Annotated in this window: 19 protein-coding genes; 6 read left to right on the top strand and 13 right to left on the bottom strand. The window is 59.8% G+C overall.

The features are described 5' to 3' along the window. The first annotated feature begins 70 nt into the window (after window positions 1-70). Entirely contained in the window at window positions 71-811 is a 741-nt protein-coding gene (locus tag IPK79_10405; protein ID MBK8190847.1) for a hypothetical protein, read from the top strand. A gap of 6 nt (window positions 812-817) precedes the next feature. Here IPK79_10405 and glgC read toward each other — a convergent pair whose 3' ends face one another. Continuing rightward, on the bottom strand, window positions 818-2050 hold the full coding sequence (gene glgC, locus IPK79_10400) for a glucose-1-phosphate adenylyltransferase (protein MBK8190846.1): 1233 nt from the start codon (window positions 2048-2050) through the stop codon (window positions 818-820). Between the two features lie 118 nt (window positions 2051-2168). Between glgC and IPK79_10395 the strand changes: the two genes are divergently transcribed. Further along, window positions 2169-3587, top strand: coding sequence for an HD domain-containing protein (locus IPK79_10395; protein ID MBK8190845.1), 1419 nt, complete (start codon window positions 2169-2171; stop codon window positions 3585-3587). Window position 3588: 1 nt separating this feature from the next. Here the strand turns inward: IPK79_10395 and IPK79_10390 are convergent, their stop codons facing one another. Beyond that, complete coding sequence (locus IPK79_10390) at window positions 3589-4842, bottom strand: HDOD domain-containing protein (GenBank protein MBK8190844.1); 1254 nt, start codon at window positions 4840-4842, stop codon at window positions 3589-3591. Window positions 4843-5089: 247 nt separating this feature from the next. Between IPK79_10390 and trxB the strand changes: the two genes are divergently transcribed. The 4 genes from trxB (at window position 5090) to queA (ending at window position 9067) form a co-directional block, all read left to right on the top strand. Beyond that, complete coding sequence (gene trxB, locus IPK79_10385; protein ID MBK8190843.1) at window positions 5090-6049, top strand: thioredoxin-disulfide reductase; 960 nt, start codon at window positions 5090-5092, stop codon at window positions 6047-6049. Between the two features lie 14 nt (window positions 6050-6063). Further along, window positions 6064-6981, top strand: a complete 918-nt coding sequence (era, locus tag IPK79_10380) for a GTPase Era (GenBank protein ID MBK8190842.1) — start codon at window positions 6064-6066, stop codon at window positions 6979-6981. A 124-nt stretch (window positions 6982-7105) separates the two neighbouring features. Next, complete coding sequence (locus tag IPK79_10375; GenBank protein MBK8190841.1) at window positions 7106-7963, top strand: LmeA family phospholipid-binding protein; 858 nt, start codon at window positions 7106-7108, stop codon at window positions 7961-7963. A gap of 33 nt (window positions 7964-7996) precedes the next feature. Then, window positions 7997-9067, top strand: coding sequence for a tRNA preQ1(34) S-adenosylmethionine ribosyltransferase-isomerase QueA (gene queA / locus IPK79_10370; GenBank protein ID MBK8190840.1), 1071 nt, complete (start codon window positions 7997-7999; stop codon window positions 9065-9067). Between the two features lie 25 nt (window positions 9068-9092). On the opposite strand, the gene flgL is transcribed toward queA, so the two are convergent. Genes flgL through IPK79_10315 form a run of 11 tightly spaced genes read right to left on the bottom strand, consistent with a single transcriptional unit; the run spans window position 9093 to window position 17844 of the window. Next, complete coding sequence (flgL, locus tag IPK79_10365) at window positions 9093-10052, bottom strand: flagellar hook-associated protein FlgL (protein ID MBK8190839.1); 960 nt, start codon at window positions 10050-10052, stop codon at window positions 9093-9095. 48 nt (window positions 10053-10100) lie between these two features. After that, the gene (flgK, locus tag IPK79_10360; protein ID MBK8190838.1) at window positions 10101-11621 is read right to left on the bottom strand and encodes a flagellar hook-associated protein FlgK; all 1521 of its coding nucleotides are present in this window, start codon (window positions 11619-11621) and stop codon (window positions 10101-10103) included. Between the two features lie 30 nt (window positions 11622-11651). Next, window positions 11652-12203 (bottom strand): flagellar protein FlgN, encoded by a 552-nt coding sequence (locus tag IPK79_10355; protein MBK8190837.1) that lies wholly within the window; start codon window positions 12201-12203, stop codon window positions 11652-11654. Between the two features lie 28 nt (window positions 12204-12231). Beyond that, window positions 12232-12588, bottom strand: coding sequence for a hypothetical protein (locus tag IPK79_10350; GenBank protein MBK8190836.1), 357 nt, complete (start codon window positions 12586-12588; stop codon window positions 12232-12234). Between the two features lie 30 nt (window positions 12589-12618). Beyond that, on the bottom strand, window positions 12619-13050 hold the full coding sequence (locus tag IPK79_10345) for a rod-binding protein (protein ID MBK8190835.1): 432 nt from the start codon (window positions 13048-13050) through the stop codon (window positions 12619-12621). A gap of 2 nt (window positions 13051-13052) precedes the next feature. Further along, window positions 13053-14213 carry a flagellar basal body P-ring protein FlgI gene (locus tag IPK79_10340; protein ID MBK8190834.1) on the bottom strand — a complete coding sequence of 387 codons (1161 nt, stop codon included), beginning with the start codon at window positions 14211-14213 and terminating at the stop codon, window positions 13053-13055. 7 nt (window positions 14214-14220) lie between these two features. Next, a complete protein-coding gene (locus IPK79_10335) occupies window positions 14221-14889 on the bottom strand; it encodes a flagellar basal body L-ring protein FlgH (GenBank protein ID MBK8190833.1) in 669 nt (222 codons plus the stop codon). Window position 14890: 1 nt separating this feature from the next. Continuing rightward, window positions 14891-15658, bottom strand: a complete 768-nt coding sequence (gene flgA / locus IPK79_10330) for a flagellar basal body P-ring formation protein FlgA (protein MBK8190832.1) — start codon at window positions 15656-15658, stop codon at window positions 14891-14893. Between the two features lie 19 nt (window positions 15659-15677). Then, a complete protein-coding gene (gene flgG, locus IPK79_10325; GenBank protein MBK8190831.1) occupies window positions 15678-16469 on the bottom strand; it encodes a flagellar basal-body rod protein FlgG in 792 nt (263 codons plus the stop codon). 30 nt (window positions 16470-16499) lie between these two features. Continuing rightward, window positions 16500-17276, bottom strand: a complete 777-nt coding sequence (locus IPK79_10320; protein MBK8190830.1) for a flagellar hook-basal body protein — start codon at window positions 17274-17276, stop codon at window positions 16500-16502. After that, window positions 17269-17844, bottom strand: coding sequence for a lytic transglycosylase domain-containing protein (locus IPK79_10315; protein MBK8190829.1), 576 nt, complete (start codon window positions 17842-17844; stop codon window positions 17269-17271). The genes IPK79_10320 and IPK79_10315 overlap by 8 nt, the downstream gene beginning before the upstream one ends. Window positions 17845-18115 lie beyond the last annotated feature (271 nt).

The following is an 18115-nucleotide window of genomic DNA, read 5'->3' as shown; positions in this document are numbered from 1 at the left end:
AATCGCGCCGTCCTTGCGACTGTTTTGTCGCGGACGCGGATTCTCAGGCGCGATTGCAGAGGACTGCGACATGATGATGATGGCAGCCGCCTGTACGGGCGGTCCACTTTCGCGCGCCGATGTTCTGGCGCATTATCAATGCAACGGGCAGGCGTTAATCGAGGGTTGCGCAGGCTATCCACTGGTTCTCAAGCGTTACCCGGAAGGCGCTCAGGGCGATTATTACTTCGTACACCGTCAATCGCAGCTCCCGCCGGAAATCCGCGAGCGGCTGACGTATCGCGACGATGACGCGATCCTGATCCCGGACGCGCAGACTCTCTACTCGCTTGTAGAAGCGGGATTCTGGACAATTCAAATGGCATTGCGCCCCGCCGACGAAGGGGATCCCGCCATTCGCCCGCTGTGGGTGGGATGGCAAGCCTGCGGCGCCAATTCGGGCGATGAGCCCCTGGTGATTGAGACGATTTTAAAACTGCGCGACATGCTGCGCGACTGCGGCCATGCAGGAGTCGTGCTGAAGCCAAACGCCCGCCACGGCTGGGATGCCATGCTGCCGTTGCGGCGAGCGCTGGACCCGCCGGACGCGCAAGTCTGGGCCGATACGCTGGCGATGCAACTGGCGTCGGACTCGCCACAATGCCACTGGGCCGAAGCCCTGCCCGATGAAGCGAGGCGAAAAGGCCGACGCGTCTATGTGGCCACGTCCTGTAATCGGCCCGGCATGGGGCTCATCGCGCCCTGGAGCTTGTGTGACCCGCTGCAAGGCGTTTTCTCGATCCCGCAAGAGCCGTCGGCGTCTGACTGTTAGACGCGCTCAGGCGGGAATCTGGCTGCCTTTGGGCACGACCGTGACCCCGCCCGGCGAGACAAAAAAGCCGCGCGCGCGATCGTCGTCGGCGTTGTAGCCAATTTCGACGCCAGAGGGTACAAAAACGCCCTTGTCGATGATCGCCTTGCGAATGCGCGCATGGCGTCCGACGTTGACGCCGCGAAACAGCAGGGATTCATCAATCTGCGAAAAACTGTTGATGCGCACCCATGGCGACAGAATCGAGCGGCTGATGCGCCCGCCGCTGATGATACAGCCGCCGCAGACCAGCGAATCGGTCGCGACGCCGCGCCGCGAGTCTTCGTCGTGGACAAACTTGGTGGGGGCCGCCTGATACGACACCGTGCGCATTGGCCAGTCCTGATTGTACAGGTTAAAGACCGGATCGACGGAAATCAGGTCCATATGTGACTCCCAGTAGGAGTCGATATCGCCGACGTCGCGCCAGTAGCCGCGCTCGCGGTCGGACTGGCCCGGAATATGGTTGGTCGTGAAATCGTAGGCAAACACGCGCCGACGGGTAAACATCGAGCGGATGATGTCATGGCCGAAATCATGGCCGGAATCGTCGTTGAGCGCGTCGGTCGCCAGTTCTTCAATCAGCACGTCGCGATTAAAGGCGTAGTTGCCCATAGACGCCAGCGCCCAGCCCGGACGGCCAGGAATTTCGGCGGGTTGCGCGGGTTTTTCCTGCCAGCCGATAATGCGACCGTCGCCGTCGACTTCCATAATGCCGAAGCCCTGGGCTTTTTCGACCGGAACCGGCAGCGCCGCGATGGTCAGATCAGCGCTTTTGTCCTCGTGGACGTCCAGCATCTGGCGAATGTCCATGCGGTAGATGTGATCGCCGCCAAAGATGCAGATTTTCTGCGGCATTTCGTCGTAAATCAGGTTTAAATTCTGGTAGACCGCATCGGCGGTGCCCTGAAACCAGTTTTGACCCGTGCGCATCTGCGCAGGCACGAGATCGATAAAATGCCCGTAGGTCGGATTCATCGGCCAGCCGCGAGAAATATGCTGATTCAGCGAATCCGATTTAAACTGGGTCACAATCTTGATTTTGAGAATATTCGAGTGGATAAAGTTATTGAGGACAAAATCGATGATGCGATACTTACCGCCAAATGGGACGGCGGGCTTGGCGCGGTCCTGCGTCAGCGGAAACAGGCGCCGCCCTTCGCCGCCTGCTAGAATCATACCCATCACATCAGTTTGCATCGTTCGTATATTCTAACCCAAAATAGGGAGATGGCCAATGCGATAGCGCAAACAGAGGGCTAAAATCCCCCGAAAAAATGGCTTTTACTGAGGCAGTTTCATTAAAAGGCCCGTGTCGATGGCATTACCTGAAACGCTCGCCGCATGGCGCGCAGCCGAACCCGCTCTCAATACGCTTTGCGCACAGGCGCAGGCGCTCGGCGCGCATCTGTGGCTGGTGGGCGGGGCGGTTAAGCGCGCGCTTGCCCAGGCAGACGCGCCGCCGGAAGATATTGACGTCTGCGTGGTCGGCGCATCGGCGCAGAGGCTCACGCGCACGCTGGCCGACGAGACGGGCGGCCATTACCTTGCGCTGGATCCGGCGTTCGGCATTTATCGCGCGGCGCTGGGCGCGCGGACGTTTGATCTGGCCGAAGCGCTTCACGACGACATGAGCCTCGATCTGGCCCGGCGCGATCTCACCATGAACGCCATGGCAGTTAATCTGGCTGACGGCGCCCTGCTGGATCCGTTTGAGGGCGAGCGTGACTGGCGCGCGGGCGTCATTCGCATGATTGACGCGCGTAACTTCGACGACGATCCGTTGCGCTTGCTGCGCGCCTTCCGCTTTATGGCGCACGCGCGCCAAGGCCAACTGGATGGGGCGACGCGCGAAGCCATTGCCGCTCGCGCCGCCCGCGCAGCCGAACCGGCGGGCGAGCGCCTGCATGTCGAATTTCTGAAACTCCTGAGCGCGCCCCAGAGCTTTGACGCCCTGGCGGCGATGGCGCAGAGCGGCGTTCTGGAAGCCCTGTTGCCGGAAATGACGCCAATGCGCGGCGTACCCCCCAATGCGCATCATCATCTAGGCTTGTTTGAGCATACGCTGGAACTGGCGCGACAATGCGAGCGCCTGCTGCCGACGCTCACCGGGGAGGCCCAGGCGTATTTTGATCAGGCGTTAACGCCGTTTACGACTCGCGCGGGGCTGGTCAAGCTGGGCTGTCTGCTGCACGACGTCGGCAAACCGCAGACGTGGGTGATTCAGCCCAACGGGCGGCATACGTTTTACGGGCACGACAAGGCTTCTGAAACCATGGCAGAGGCCGTCGCGCGGCGCTGGAAACTGAGCCGCTCTCTCACCGAGCGACTCAAGAAGCTGACGCGCTGGCACCTGTACCCCTGTCAGTTCGGACCGGCGTCGTCGCGGCGCTCGATTCTGAAGTTTCTGCGCCGCTTGCAGGACGACGCGCTGGACGTGACGCTGCTTGCGCTGGCCGACCGTCACAGCACGCTGGGGCCGGAAATCACGCCGCAGACGCTGGAAACCGCCGATGCGCATCATCGTTGGCTGATGGCGCAAACATTCGCCGAAGCGGAGACGATGCGACTGCCCCCCCTGCTCGATGGCAAGACGGTCATGACGCTGCTGGATCTGGCGCCGGGGCCCGACGTGGGGCGGGCGTTGGCGGCGCTCAGCGAAGCGCATCAACTGGGCGAAATCGGCGACGCGGATCAGGCCCGCGCCTGGCTGCTGAAGCGATTCAAGCCGGAATAACTCAGGGTTTGGTCGGGGCCGGGGTTTTATCGGTGGCCAGCCCGGCCAGCACCAGCGCCTGATGGGTCCAGTCGAGCGCCTCAAAATACAGATCCGGGATTTGATCCGGGTCGAGCGACAACTCGGCGCAGATTTCCTCAATCACTGGCCAGTCGGCCTTTTCGTAGGCCTGTACGAATTCATAGACATAGCCGTATTGGTGTTCCTGCCCGCTGAGCGTGGTTTTGATATCCTGCGAGAGGGGAATTTCCTTGAGAATCGCGTCGATGGGCATATCCATAATGGCGTCTACGCGCGAAAACAGACCCACGAGAAACAGGTCTTCGGCAGAGCGCGGCATGCCCATTTTATCTGCCAGCAATTCGCAGAAACGCGCGCGCAGCAGGGCGTTATACAGGATTTCGGAGGTTTTTTCCTCGCCTAGCTCGGCCATGGTTAAAAACGTCACCCACTTGCGCAGCGCCTTGACGCCGAGAAAGACCACGGCCTGATGGATCGATTCGACTTCCTTGCTGAGTCCGAAGGCGGCTGAATTAATATAGCGCAGCAATTTATACGTCAGCGACATATCATGGCGAATCGCCTCGGTGACAGCGTTAAAATCGGGTTCAGGGGCGTTAATGGCCTTGATGAGCTGCATCTTGCTCAGGCGCGATTCGGGCATGCGGCGGCCCTGGATGATTTCCGGCTTGCAGAAAAAATAACCCTGAAAATAGACAAAACCCTCTTGCTGCGCCAGATGAAATTCTTCGAGCGTTTCGACCTTTTCGGCCAGCAGCTTGATATTTTTACCCGCCGTCCGCCGAATGATTTCCTGACGCTGCGCGGCGTCGCTCAGGCGGTAATCGACCTTGATGATGTCGCAGCAGTCGAGAAACGCCGCATTCTGCTCGTCCAGGACGAAATCGTCCAGCGCCACGACGTAGCCGCGTTCACGCAGCCGCTGACACGCCGCCAAGGCCTCGGGCGTAGGCGGGATTGTTTCCAGCACTTCCACCACCACCTGATCGGCGGGCAGGTAAAAGGCGAAATCGTGCAGCAGCAAGGTTTCAGAGAAATTGATAAAGGCGCGCTTGCCCTCGGTGACGCCCTTGACGCTGTGCATGATGAAGGCGTCCATCATCACGTTGCACGAGGCCGAATCCGGGTCGAAGTCCGGGAATTTGTTTTCGAGCCCCGTACGAAACAGAAGCTCGTAGGCGTAGACGTTCTGGTCCTGATCAAAAATTGGTTGTCGAGCGACAAAACTGTCCACGCGGAACCCTATCCTGCTTTAAACGCGCCTGTTATCCGGTGGGAGACAGACGCATGACTCTCGCATGATCCCTATCGACCATTATAGAAGAAAACTTGAGATGTAACCGCCCGATGCGCGCATCGCCCGTGATAGGGCGCGCGGGCTCGTGCTATGATTCCAGCGACGTTTTCTCGCCCCTTGCTGACGTTTGATGGCGGCTCGGGCGGCGTCGGGTTATATCCACTCACGAAAGGAGTTTTTCGCCATGTCGGCCTCTCGTCATCAGGTGCTTATCATTGGCTCGGGCCCTGCCGGGTATACGGCGGCTTTGTATGCGGCGCGCGCGAATCTGGCGCCCCTGATGATTTCAGGACTTCAGCCTGGCGGACAGCTCACGATTACGACCGATGTTGAAAACTTCCCCGGCTTCCCCGAAGGGATTCTGGGGCCGGACCTGATGGACAAGTTCAAGGCCCAGGCCGAACGCTTTGGAACGGTGATTCGCCATGAGACCGTGGAAAGCGTCGAGCTGGGCGCCCGCCCCTTTGTCGTGCAAACCGACGAGGCCCGCTACGAAGCCGACGCGCTCATTATCGCCACCGGCGCCTCCGCCCGCTGGCTCGGCATTCCCGCCGAACAGGCGCTGATGGGCCATGGGGTGTCGGCCTGCGCGACCTGCGACGGCTTTTTCTTTCGCGGCAAAGACGTGCTGATCGTTGGCGGCGGCGATACGGCGCTGGAAGAAGCCAATTTTCTGACCCGCTTCTGTTCTCGCGTGACGGTCGTGCATCGGCGCGACGAGCTGCGGGCGAGTAAAATCATGCGCGATCGGGCCATGGGCAACCCTAAAATTGACTTTCTGTGGAACGCGCAGGTCGTCGATATTCTGGGTTCAAAAGAAAACGGCGTGCATGCCGCCCGCATCCGCGACACGGTGAGCGGTGAAGAGCGCGAAGTCGCTACTCAGGGCGTCTTTGTCGCCATCGGGCATAAGCCCAACACCGAGTTGTTTCAGGGCAAGCTCACGCTGGATCAGGCGGGTTATCTCGTGGTCACGCCGGGTTCCGCCAGTACGGAAATCGAAGGCGTATTCGCCTGTGGCGACGTCGCCGATCACAAGTACCGACAAGCTATTACCGCAGCGGGGACCGGCTGCATGGCCGCCATGGAAGCGGAACGCTATCTTGAAGCCCTCCACGCGACGCCCGCCGGGGCCGTCTCCTAAAGGCGGTCGGGCGCTTGGCGAAGTTTCGCTCAGGGTTTATCGCGCTGGTCGGACGGCCCAACGTGGGGAAGTCCACCCTGTTGAATCGTCTGGTGGGCGAAAAAATCGCTATCGCGACGCCGGTGGCCCAAACCACGCGCCATCGCATCAAGGGCGTGGTGACGCTGGACAAGGGCCAGTTAATTTTTCTGGATACGCCGGGGTTCTCCAAGCCGCTGGATTCCCTGGGCAAGTATCTTTGCGATGAGGCGAGCGCCGCGCTGGCCGACGCGGACGCCATCGCCGTGGTGGTTGACGCCTCTCAGGCGCCGGGCAAAGGCGATGCATGGGTGTGTGAACAGGCGCTCAAGGCCGGCAAGCCGATCTTGCTGCTGCTGAACAAGAGCGACCTGCTCAAGGGCTCCGAAGAACAGCGCGCGGCGCGACGGGCGGCCTATCTGCGCCTGTTCGCGGACAGGCCGGATTCCGTAGATGCGCTGATGGTGTCCGCTCACACGGGCAAGCGCACCGATCGCATCGCCGATCGCCTGTTGCGCTGGATGCCCGAAGGCCCGCGCTACTACGACGCCGACGCGCTGACCGATCAGCGCCTGCGCGAGATGGCCGCCGAAACCATCCGCGAGAAGGCTTTGCTGCTGACGCGCGATGAGATTCCGCACAGCGTAGCCGTGTGCCTGGATCGTTTCGAGGAAACAGCGGATATCACGCGTATTGACGCGACCCTTGTCGTCGATCAGACGTCTCAAAAAGGCATTCTGATTGGGGCCGGCGGTTCGATGATTAAAGCCATTGGCGCGGCGGCGCGTCAGGATCTGGAATCGCTGATGGACGGGCCGGTGTTTGTCGGCCTGACGGTCAAAGTCCGCAAGAATTGGCGCAAAGACCCCAAGTTTCTGCAATCGCTGGGACTGGCGCCGCCTCAGGGCCAATGACCCGCAGATTGGTTTTATGCGCGCGCTTCCAGTACAATACCGGCCTGTCCATTCAGGCGCAAGCGTCCGATGCCTTGTCCGGCGCATTGCCCGGTCTCGTTCCGCCCCCAAGAGGAGATTTGCCATGACCGTTCGTTTGACTCTGTCGCCCCGCCGTGCGTCGATCATCGCCCTTTCGGCCCTGTTCTGCCTTCAGGGTCTTGTCTTCGCTGAGGGCGTGACCCCGCTGAACGCGGGCAGCGCGTCGATGGTGGATCTGCCCAACACGTCGGCCAAGGCGATTACGCTGGATATCGAAGACGCCCGTTTCGCCTCGCGCTCGGTCGGCCGGCTGAAACTTGAGGCTCAGGGCGTGGATTTCCGCAACGGCGCGCTCAACAGCCTGCGGGCCACGATGCAGTCGGGCTACTTCGACAATAACCTGAAAGTGGACGAACTGGCGCTGGTGACGCGCGGATTTTCGTTTGACCCGATGGAATTGCTGAACCATCAGCGCTTTTTGCTCACCCAGCCCGTGACGGCGGATGTGCATCTGACCTTATCCGAAGACAATCTCAACGCGTTTTTCTCGAATCCCAAAACCATCGAGAAGCTGGAAAACGCCATTGCCAGGAAGACGGCGGGCGTGAAGCTGGTGACGCTTTCGAATCCGTCGCTGACTCTGCGCGGCAAGGATGCGGCGCAGATGAATCTCACCGTGGTGGTGGGTCAGGCCGTGGCCGCGCCTATGCAGCTCGACGGCAAACTGGGCGTCAATAACGGCAAGCTGGCGTTTCGCGATCTCGCCGTTACCGCCAGTCAGGCCGCCCTGCCGGTGGACGTCTCGCGGACCATCGAAAAAGAGCTGAACAAGGCGATCGATATAGAACGTCTGGGCAAGGATGACTTTCAGGTCCGCGCCGAGCGCCTGACGTTTGGTCGCAAACTGATTCGTATAGACGGCACAGCGTCGCTGACGCGTCTCAGCTTCGGTAAAAACTGACGCCTTATGTCTTTGTCGCCGTCTGCCGGGACCCTGCGTCTCAGCGCTTACGACTACCCGCTGCCCGAGTCGCTGATTGCGCGTTATCCGCTGCCTGAACGCGATCAGAGCCGGATGCTGACGCTGGGGCGCGCCAGCGGGGAAATGGCGCATCGACGTTTTGAGGAGCTGCCCCAGTTGCTGGCGCCCGGCGATCTGGTGGTTCTCAATAATACGCGCGTGCTGCCGTCGCGGCTAATCGGGCATCGCGAGGGCTTTAGCGGACGCGTGGAAGTCCTGATGCTGCATCCGGCTGGGGGGAATGAGGATCCGTTAGTCTGGGAAGCGATGGCGCGGCCCGCGCGCAAGCTTGCGCCGGGAACCCGTATTGTTCTGAACGCCAGCGCCGCGACGTTGACCGTGGTTTCCCGCGCTGAAGAAGGCCGCGTACGGGTGCGCGTCGATCTGGGCGAAGAATTTTCTTCTGAAACAGAATCCGGCGTGTATGCGCTAATGGCCCGCGTCGGCCAGATTCCGATTCCGCCTTACCTGCGCCGCGAAGCGGAAGCCGCCGACGCCCAGACCTATCAGACGATCTTCGCCAAGGCGCCCGGCGCGCAGGCGGCCCCCACCGCCGGGCTGCACTTCACCGAAAAAACGCTGGCCGCGTTGAGAACGCGCGGCGTTGAGATAACAGAGATCACGCTGGCGGTCAGCAGCGGTACGTTTCGTCACGTCACCAGCGACGATATTACGCAACATCGCATGGATCCCGAGCATTACGACGTTTCTCCGCAAGCCGCACAGGCGATTGAAGCGACGCGCGCCCGGGGAGGCCGCGTCGTTGCCATTGGCACCACCGTGACCAAGACCCTGGAGACGGTCGCAAGCCGCCATGGCGGCCGCATCGTCGCCGAAGCGGGCTGGAGCGAGCTGTTTATTCATCCGGGGTTTACGTTTCAGACGGTCGATGCCATGCTGACGAATTTTCATCTGCCGCAAACCACGCTGCTGATGCTCGTCAGCGCCTTCGCCGGGCGGGATCGGATTCTGGCGGCCTATCACGAGGCCATCGCTCAAAGCTATCGCTTCTACAGCTATGGCGACTGCATGCTGCTGATTTAACGACCAGTAGAACGCGCGTAAGCGATTATCGCAGATAATTCAGCAGGCTGGGCTGCAAGACCCGCGCGGTCACGCCAAGCGAGGTCTGGAAGGTGTTTTCCATGGCGTTGAGATCTGAGATTAATTTGGCGGCGTCGATGTTCTGAATATCCGCGTATTGCTGGGTCAGAATACCCTGACGCTCTTCGATACGCTTGGCGGTTAAATCCAGCCGATTGGCGCTCGCTCCGACCGTGGCCTGTTGCGCCAGCACCTGATCGAGATTGACATCCATTTCGTCGAGCCGTTGACGGATTTCAGTGGTATTGCCCCCGAGTAAGTCCAGTTTAAGTTCGACCAGCGTCTTGAAAACCCCGCCCGATCCCGGCGAAAACGTTGGCGGAAGCGGCGCCGGGGCCAGCGTCTGGACGTTGCCCAGAATCGACTGGCCGTTAAGATTCACGTCCACTGTGACGCCTTTGGAGATTTCAATCGTCCGGCGCCAGTTATCGGTGGGTAAATTGCCGCTATAGTTGATGTCATCGCTTCCCGGCGGGCGGTCGAAGGGAGGGGCGTCGGTGCGCTTGCCGCCGAAAATATATTTACCGCCGATACTGGTATTACCCAGTTGCACCAACTGGTTAATGATACCGTCAATTTCCTGCGCCAGCGCATTGCGTCCGGTTTGGCTGGTCGTCACATTGGCGCCCTGAATCGCCAGATCTTTTGCCCGGTGCAGCAGTTCCGTCATGCTCGAAAGCGCCGAATCGGCGACCTGGGTTTCGGATTGCGCGCCCTGGATATTGCGCGCGTAGCGCTCATCGGTCGACAGGGTGTTGGTTAAATCGAGAATTTTGGTCAGGCCGACCGGATCATCTGAAGGGTGATTAATATTATTGCCAGAGGCCAGCTTCTCTTGCAGGCGCGAGAGCAAGAGCATGTTTTGATTCATGAATCCGACGGACTGGCTGGTCATAAAGCCATTTGAGATGCGATTAATACTCATGGGGAGAAATCCTCTTGGTTTACAGTCGGCGCGCCTGGGTCATGAGAGCTAATTGACCATATTCAGGATGGTTTGCGTCACTTCATTGAAGACCTGCATGGTTTTGGAGGAGGCTTCAAACGCGCGCTGGAAGCGAATCAGGTCCGAAAGCTCCTCGCTCTCGTTAACCCCGGAAACCGATTGACGGCGCTGATCCAGCGCCTTGACAACGGAATCCTGACTGTCGTTGCGGTTTTCGAAGGTGCGGGCGTCAATCCCGAGACTGGACACCACGCCGTTATAGAATTCAACAAAGCTGGTATTGCCCAGCGCCGCATACGCGCCATCGCGCAGTTGGGCCATGGCCAGCGCATTACTCCCGTCGCCCGCGCCCAGAAACGGGTTAGGCGGCCCTTCTGCCGCTGCAACCAGAGAAGGATCCTGAATAATATTGGGATTAACGCGATAACGGAAAATATTGAGTCCCGCGCCTGCTGTCAGATTAAACAGCGGTTCGCCCGCCTGTACGTTCCCGTTGAGATCCCGGCCCGTGGTCTGCAGAGCGTTGACCTGCGAGGCGAGCGTATCCAGCAGATTATCGATATCTTCCAGCATGCCGCGCACGGTGGATTGCGTGGCGCTTCGGCCCGCCGCATCCACAATGCCCTTGATGCCCCCGTATTGTACGGCGTTAACCGGCGCATTCAGGATATCGACGCCCGAGACGGCCGTGCGCACCAACGACGGTTCGTTTTCGGGATCCGGGATGGGTCCGGCGTTGGCGACGACTTGCAGCGTGTCGAGCACGGTCCCGCCGCGCACCATTAATTGTCCGGCAATGGAGACGGCCATCTGTCCGTTGGAGGTCTCCTGCGTGGTGATATCCACGAGTTTGGAGAGCGCATCCAGCGTATTATCGCGTTTGTCGAGCAGGTCGTTAGGCGATGCGCCGGACGCCTTGACGGTCAGAATCTCCTGGTTATAACGCGCCAGTTCGGCCAGCTTGTTATTCACTTCGGTGACGTTAATGGCCAGTTGACTCGTCGTAAAGCTGCCCGGCACGGCGGGGTCGCCTACCATATTGCGTTGAAGCGTTGCCAGCTGATTGGCTTCCTGCTGGAAGACCGTCAGAATATCCACCGCGTGCTGAATAAAATCTGCGCGCACAGCCTGGCTTTGTGGATTAATGCTGAGTTCTTGCGCGGCGTCGAAGAATTTTTGAATCGAGCCGTTAATCGCCGATTTCGATGGTTCAGCCGCGATGCCTTCCAGCTGTTGCAAGGCGTCGCGGAAGCTGGCGTTATATCCCTGAATGCCGCTTTCTGCGCGGTACTGGATGTCGATAAACGCGTCGCGAATCCGCTTGATGTCGACGACCTGCACGCCCTGGCCGACTTGCCCCGAGCGGAGATCCTGCCCCAGTTGAACGGGGCTGGCGTAAGCGTCAAAGGCTTCGAGATTCAGACGCTGACGGCTGTAGCCGGGCGTGTTGGAGTTGGAAATGTTGTGATTGACGGTATTCAACGCCATCTGCGTCGCCAGCAAGGCGCGATGCGAGGTGTAGAATCCGAAAAACGCGGGCGTTATCATCCCAGAATCCCCTCTCTTCGGCGCAAACGCCTATATTTCGCGGCGAATGGTAGATGCCTGTTCGGAAACGCGAACGGCCCCCGGACGCTGCCCCCGGCGATCATAAGCCCCGCCTTCGGGAATCAACCGCTGGGCAATGGCGTCAATCGTGCCGCTTACCCACTGGATAGAGGTCTGCAAGAGCGATTGAACGCGTTCGTGGCGCAGTTGCGCGCTTTCTATCTCGCGCAGCAGTTCGCGGCGCATCTCGTTCAAGGGTCGCGCTTCGTGCGGGGGGAGCTGCGCCAGCGTTTGCGACAGCGGCGTATGCGAATTTTCTCCGGATTGATTTAATTCTGCCCGGCGTTCCGCTTCGAGCGCGGCAATCTGCGCGTCAAGCGCCTGAAGATCCGCGTCGACGGCTTCCAGTTGTTGCATATCGCCGTCAATTAATGCGCGTTGCTTAACGCCCAGACGTTCGGACGTCTGGCGATACAGCGTCAGACGCTTGGCGAGAAAGCGGCGGACATTGGCGGCGTTGGGCGGCGTCGCGGCGGCGGGCGTCGCGTCTACCGGCGTGGGGTCCGAAAAAGAAGGATTCATGAGAAGGGCTCCTGTAGCGGGACAAGATTCAGGCGCGATAATCGGCCAGCAGGCTGCCGCCTTGCGCCATGGCGCGTGACAGCGCCGTGCGGGTCAGACCGACGTAACCGAGCGTTTCGGCCAGCGCGCTCACTTCGCGGAACAAGGCTTCTGAGGGATCGCGGCCCGATCCGGCGAGCGCCTCGCTTTGAAGGGCATTGCGCTCCGGATGACGTTCTGTAGAGAGCGGCGGCGGATTCCAGACCTGAGGCGAAGACGGCGCAGCGGTTTGCGCGTTCTGAGGGCGCTCCTGCATAGGGAGCGTCTGACGCAGACGCAGGCGCATCGACGACGAGGCGACCGTGGCGGCCTGCGAGGCGGATCCTGTAACCGATGAAATCGTCATCCCACTACTCCCGATTGCCCGTGGGCGTTTCTAACCCTTTTGATCCAGCTTCTGATCCAGCTTCTGATCTGGCTTCTGATCTGGCTTCTGATCTGGCTTCTGATCTGGCTTCTGATCTGGGCGATTCAGCGAGGGCGTCGTTTTTTCGGCGTCCAGCACGGCGGCCATTTGGCGATAAATGACCGGGGCCAGGCCAAATCCGCTGCCGCCGGGGCGTTCTGCGGACATTTGACCCAGATGCTGGTTCAACATGCCGCGAAAGACGTCTTCGCCGTATCCACCGCTGAGCATCGATTGCGAGCGGTCGATGGTCTTGTCCATGGCCGCCATCATCTGCTCCATAAAAATCCCCTCAAACTGCAAGGCGGATTTTTTGAGCGTTTCGCGCTGCTTGTCAGGCGGCGCCAGAAATTCGCGCTGGAGGCGCAGCAACTGGTTTTCGGGGCGGATGTCGGCGGTCATTACTAAATAATCTCCAGATCGGCTTCCAGACTGCCGGAAGCTTTTAACGCCTGTAGAATCGAGATTAAATCGCTGGGCGTCACGCCGATGGCGTTGAGCGCCGCAACCAAATCGCCCAGCGTGGCGCCGCCGTTGAGTTCGATCAACGAGCCCGCCTGTTTGTCGATATTAATCTCGCTGTTGGTGACGCCGGCGGTTTGTCCGCCCTGGCTGAGCGCGCCGGGCTGCGAAATTTCGTTAGAGGTTTTGACGGAAACCGTAATTCCGCCGTGGGCGACCGCTGAGGGCAGCAAGCGCACGCCGTTGCCGATGACGATCGTGCCGGTGCGTTCGTTGACGACGACTTTTGCGATCTCATCGATCGATTGCACATGAATGTTTTCCAGTTGGGCGATAAAGCGAATGCGATCGTCCAGAAAACGCTCAGGCAATTGCACGCGAACCGAACTGCCATCGACGGCGCGCGCCGGGGCCAGTTGTTTGCTCACGGCTTCGGCCACCCGGTTGGCCATGGTGAAGTCGGTGCGATTCAGCACCAGATCCAGCCCGGCGTCGTCGCCGACCGGCGTCACAATTTCCCGCTCGACAATGGCCCCGCGTGGGATGCGCCCGGTGGTAACAATCGCCGTACGCTTGGACGAGCCGCCCGCGTCGGCGGACGTGCCGCCGGTGGAAACAGCACCCTGCGCTACGGCAATAATTTCGCCGTTGGGGGCAAGCAATTGCGTTGAAACAAGCGTGCCGCCTTCCAGACTTTTGGCGTCAGCCATAGAGGAAACCATTACGTCAATCTGCTCGCCTTCTTTGGCAAAGGGCGGGATCACGGCGGTGACGATGACGGCGGCTGAGTTGGTGCTGCGGATGTCGTTCTGGCTCGCCATGCGCGATCCCATATTGCGAATCATGTTAAATTCGGCGTTGACGGTCGATCGGCTCTGATCGCCGGTGCGCGGCAGGCCCACCACGAGTCCGTAGCCAACGACCTGATTAATTCGAACGCCCTTGACGTGGGCGATGTCTTTCAGCTTGAGTTGCGCCGCCAGCGCCGGAGGCGGCGTCAGGGCGGCCTGCATCAGCATCAACGCCAGGACGGCGATCGCCAGAATCACAATCGTCAGAATCCGGGAGAGATCGGGTAAGGTCCAAACGCGGATATGCATCATCGATCCCCTAATTAAAGAGCTGTAAGAGCTTGTTCAGCATTCCGTCGTTCTGCTGACGGGTAATAACGCCGCGACCGCCCACCTGCGCGCGGAAATTCCCAACCTGACTGGACGCGATGCGGTTATTCTCGTCGAGGTAATACGGGTTGACGATGCCCGTGACCAGCAACTGCGTTTCGTCTTTATTGATAAGGACGCTTTTGGCGCCTTGAACCACTAACGCGCCATTGGGCAGCACTTGCACGACCTGACAGGTAATGGTATCGGTCAGGCGATTCTGGCGCAGGGCCTTGGCTTCGCTTTTAAGCTGATTACTGGCGTTAGAGCCGTTTAAATCGGGAAATGCAATGCGTTGCGGCACGCCTAACTGGTGAATCACCCGATTCAACAGCCCCGAGGAATTTTCGCCAACCGCCTGATTGCGCTTGACCTCCAGCGAGGCATTGGTGGTCATATTGGCGTTATCATCCACCAGAATCGTCACCAGATCGCCCACGCTGCGCGGAATCGGCTGGGTGAAGAGCGACGAGGGCGTAAATATCGCCGGAGCCGTGTACGTGGCGCTGGCGCGAAACAGCGATTCGCCATGGGCCGTCAGGACGGGGGTCGCCATCAGCGAGGCGAGCCCCAAGGCGAGTACCAGATGATTGAGCAGCAGACGATTGCAAGGCTTCATCTTAGAGATTCACCTCCACCAGGTTATCGCCCTTGACCACGCCGGTGTAGAACAGGGCGCGATTCAGGCTTTGCCGCACGCGCACGCGATCGCCGATACGCCCGTCGCTCATGGCGGTGCCCTTGAGGGCGACTTTGACGGGCAATCCGCGCACGACGACGCGCACGGGTTCGTTTTGTCGGACGGCGGGCGGATTGACGATCTGCCCTATTTGCAGAATTTGGCCGGGTTGCAGCACCAGACGGCTGGCGAGCGTCTCCAGCGGGATTTCGGCGCCGACGGCGAGATCAAAGCTGTCAGTAAGCGCGCGGCGCTCCGCCTTGAAGTCTTGCGCGGCGAGGCGCTGACCAGCCATCACGCGGTTTTTTGCGACCCAGACGGTTTTACTGAGTGAGATTTTCACCGGTACGCCGACTTCCACCACCTGGCCGTCGGGGGCCTGAATCCGCGCGCGAATCAGCGTGCGGGGCGCAAAGTATTGCATTAAGCTGGATTCGCAGGTAATCGCCAGCGTATCGGCAGATGCCACGCTGGGGAAGTCAATGGCGCGGCGCGCAACAGGAAGCGTTTCGACCGACAGGGTTTCGCCGTGCGCAACCAGGCCTTTATCGGCGGCCACGCCCTCGACGTGGCGCATCACCGCCTCTTGCAGCGCCCTGGGAGAAAGCGTCGCCGCCTGAGAAACGCCCACGACAATCGCCAGCGACGCCAAAACGCTCACAATAGCGCTCAAGCGGCGGGTCGATAAAAAGTCTGTCAAACGCGTCAACGTAAGTCTCCCTAAAGCCTTACACAATGTTATTGACGTTCTTCAGCACTTCGTCAGAGGCGCGCATAACCTGCGAGTTCGCCTCAAAGGCGCGCTGGGCGGTAATCAGGTTGATGAGTTCTTCGACGATTTGCACGTTGGAATTTTCCAGAAATCCCTGATTAATGCTGGTGTTGCCAAATTGTCCCTGTCCGGCGGTGCCTTGCAGCGCGTTGCCCGATCCGGGCGTCTCGCGAAAAATATTGCGTCCGATGCTTTCAAGACCTGCCGGGTTGGAGAACTTCGCCAGTTGAATCTGTCCAACCTGATTCAGGGTTTGCGAGCCCGACTGGCGCACGAACACGTTGCCGTCCAGCGCAATCACGACTTCGCTGGCGTCCGGCGGAATGGTAATGCTGGGTTGCAGCATATAGCCGTCCGACGTAACAAGCTGGCCGTTGGCGTCGCGCTTGAACGTCCCGTCGCGGCTATAGCCGACTTCGCCGCTGGGAAGCTGCACTTGAAAGAAGCCATCGCCCTGAATGGCCAGATCGAGCGGGTTGCCCGTCTGCGCCACCGAACCCGGCAGAAAAACGCGTTGCGTGGCCGAAACCCCGACGCCCAGGCCCACTTGCACGCCTACCGGATCATAAGTCCCTTGCGGCGTCAACGCGCCGGGCGACTGGAACGTCTGGCTGAGGAGATCCTGAAACTCCGCCCGGACCTTTTTATAGCCAGTGGTGTTGACGTTGGCCACGTTGTTGGCGATGACGTCAATGTTAAATTGCTGCGACTGCGCGCCGGTGGCGGACGTATAAAGGGATCGCATCATGGCGGAAGGCTCCGGGGTTAAGGGGAGGGCTTATCGAACGCGACCGATGTCGTTGACGGCTTTGGTCAGCGTCTGGTTTTGCATCTGGATGGATTTCTCCAGCGACTCGTACAGCCGCATACCGGTGATGTTGTTGACCAGTTCGCCAATCACATTGACGTTTCCGGTCTCAACAGACCCTTGAAAGACTTGATACCCCAGCGGTTCATCTGCCGTTTTAGGGACATGAACGCTTGCAGAAGCGGTTTTGCGGAACAGCGTATCGCCCTGCTTTTCCAGCGCAGCGTTATTGTCGAAGCGCGTGATTTTGAGGGTCCCCAAGGCCGTGGCGCCGCTGGTAACCGAGGCGTTCTCGTTGATATGGACTTCTTGACCGTCCATCGGCAGGCGAATGGGGCGGTCGTCTTCACCCAGCACTTTCATGCCGTCCAGCGTGATGAGATCGCCTTCCGCGTTAGCGACGAAATGACCGTTGCGCGTATAGAACGTCTGCCCTTTGCCGTCCTGTACGGTAAAAAAGCCATCACCCTGAATGGCCATATCCAGGGGATTGCCCGAGTGATAAATTGCGCCCTGCGTAAAATTAATCGCCGTGCCGTAAGTTTGCGCGCCGGTGGTGATGGTTCCGATCGATTTGGCGCCCTGCTGATCCACTTTTTGAATCAGCATGTCGGGGAAGCTTTTGTAATTGACGCCGTTCTTCTTGAAGCCTGTCGTGTTGACGTTGGCCAGGTTATTGGCGAGCGTGTCCATTCCCATCGAGGCCGACAACATGCCCGCTGCGGCGGTATACAAGCCTTTAATCATGGAGGGCGACCTCGTTTTGCGCGTACTGGCGTTGCAGCGACATCACGCGGCTGACGTACCCGCGCGTTTCTGCGTAAGGCGGCACGCCATGATGGCGATCGACCGCGCCGGGCCCGGCGTTATAAGCCGCCACCGCTAACGGCGCGCTCTGATATTTCTCTACCAGCCCCTTGAGATAGCGGGTTCCGCCCGCAATATTCTGGGCAGGATCGAAAGGGTCGCTGACGCCCATCTCACGAGCGGTTGCGGGCATCAGCTGCATCAGCCCCTGAGCGCCGACCGAAGACACCGCGCGCGGATTCATACCGGATTCCGCCTGAACAACGGCTTTGACCAGGCTGGGATCGAGCCCTTCGCGTTGGCTGGCCTGCTGAATCAGGGCATTAATCTCGTCTGGTCCGGCGCTTGCGGCTTGCCCGGCTGCGGGGGGAAGCGTTTGAAGCCTGGCGTTCAGCGCGCGCGAAAAATCGGCGCCCGAGGCGTCCGACGGCGGCGTTTCGGGTCGCCGGACTCCTATCTGGCGTTCAATCTGTCCAATGCGCGACAGCGCCATCTCCAGATGGTTCATGAACGTCTCTCTTGCTTTCCCTTAGGACGAGTTGCGCACCGGCGCATTCGTGTCACACAAAACCCACACTCTCACCGTATCCTTTGACGCCATGAGCTTCATCCACCGGATAGAGGAAATTTCCATGACCGTCTGCACCACCCCCACGGCGCCCGACGACGAATCTCCCCCAGCGGGGGCAGGGCATTCTGGCAAGAGACAAAGGGGAAGAAAATCGCCCTCTCTGCTTTATATTTCTTCGTGTCATGGCAACAATCGCGCTTGAGGCGTG

This window comes from Vampirovibrionales bacterium (genome assembly GCA_016712355.1).
Lineage (GTDB): Bacteria > Cyanobacteriota > Vampirovibrionia > Vampirovibrionales > Vampirovibrionaceae > JADJRF01.
The sequence above is the reverse complement of the archived record's forward strand: the minus strand, read 5'-3'. Positions and strand labels throughout refer to the sequence as shown.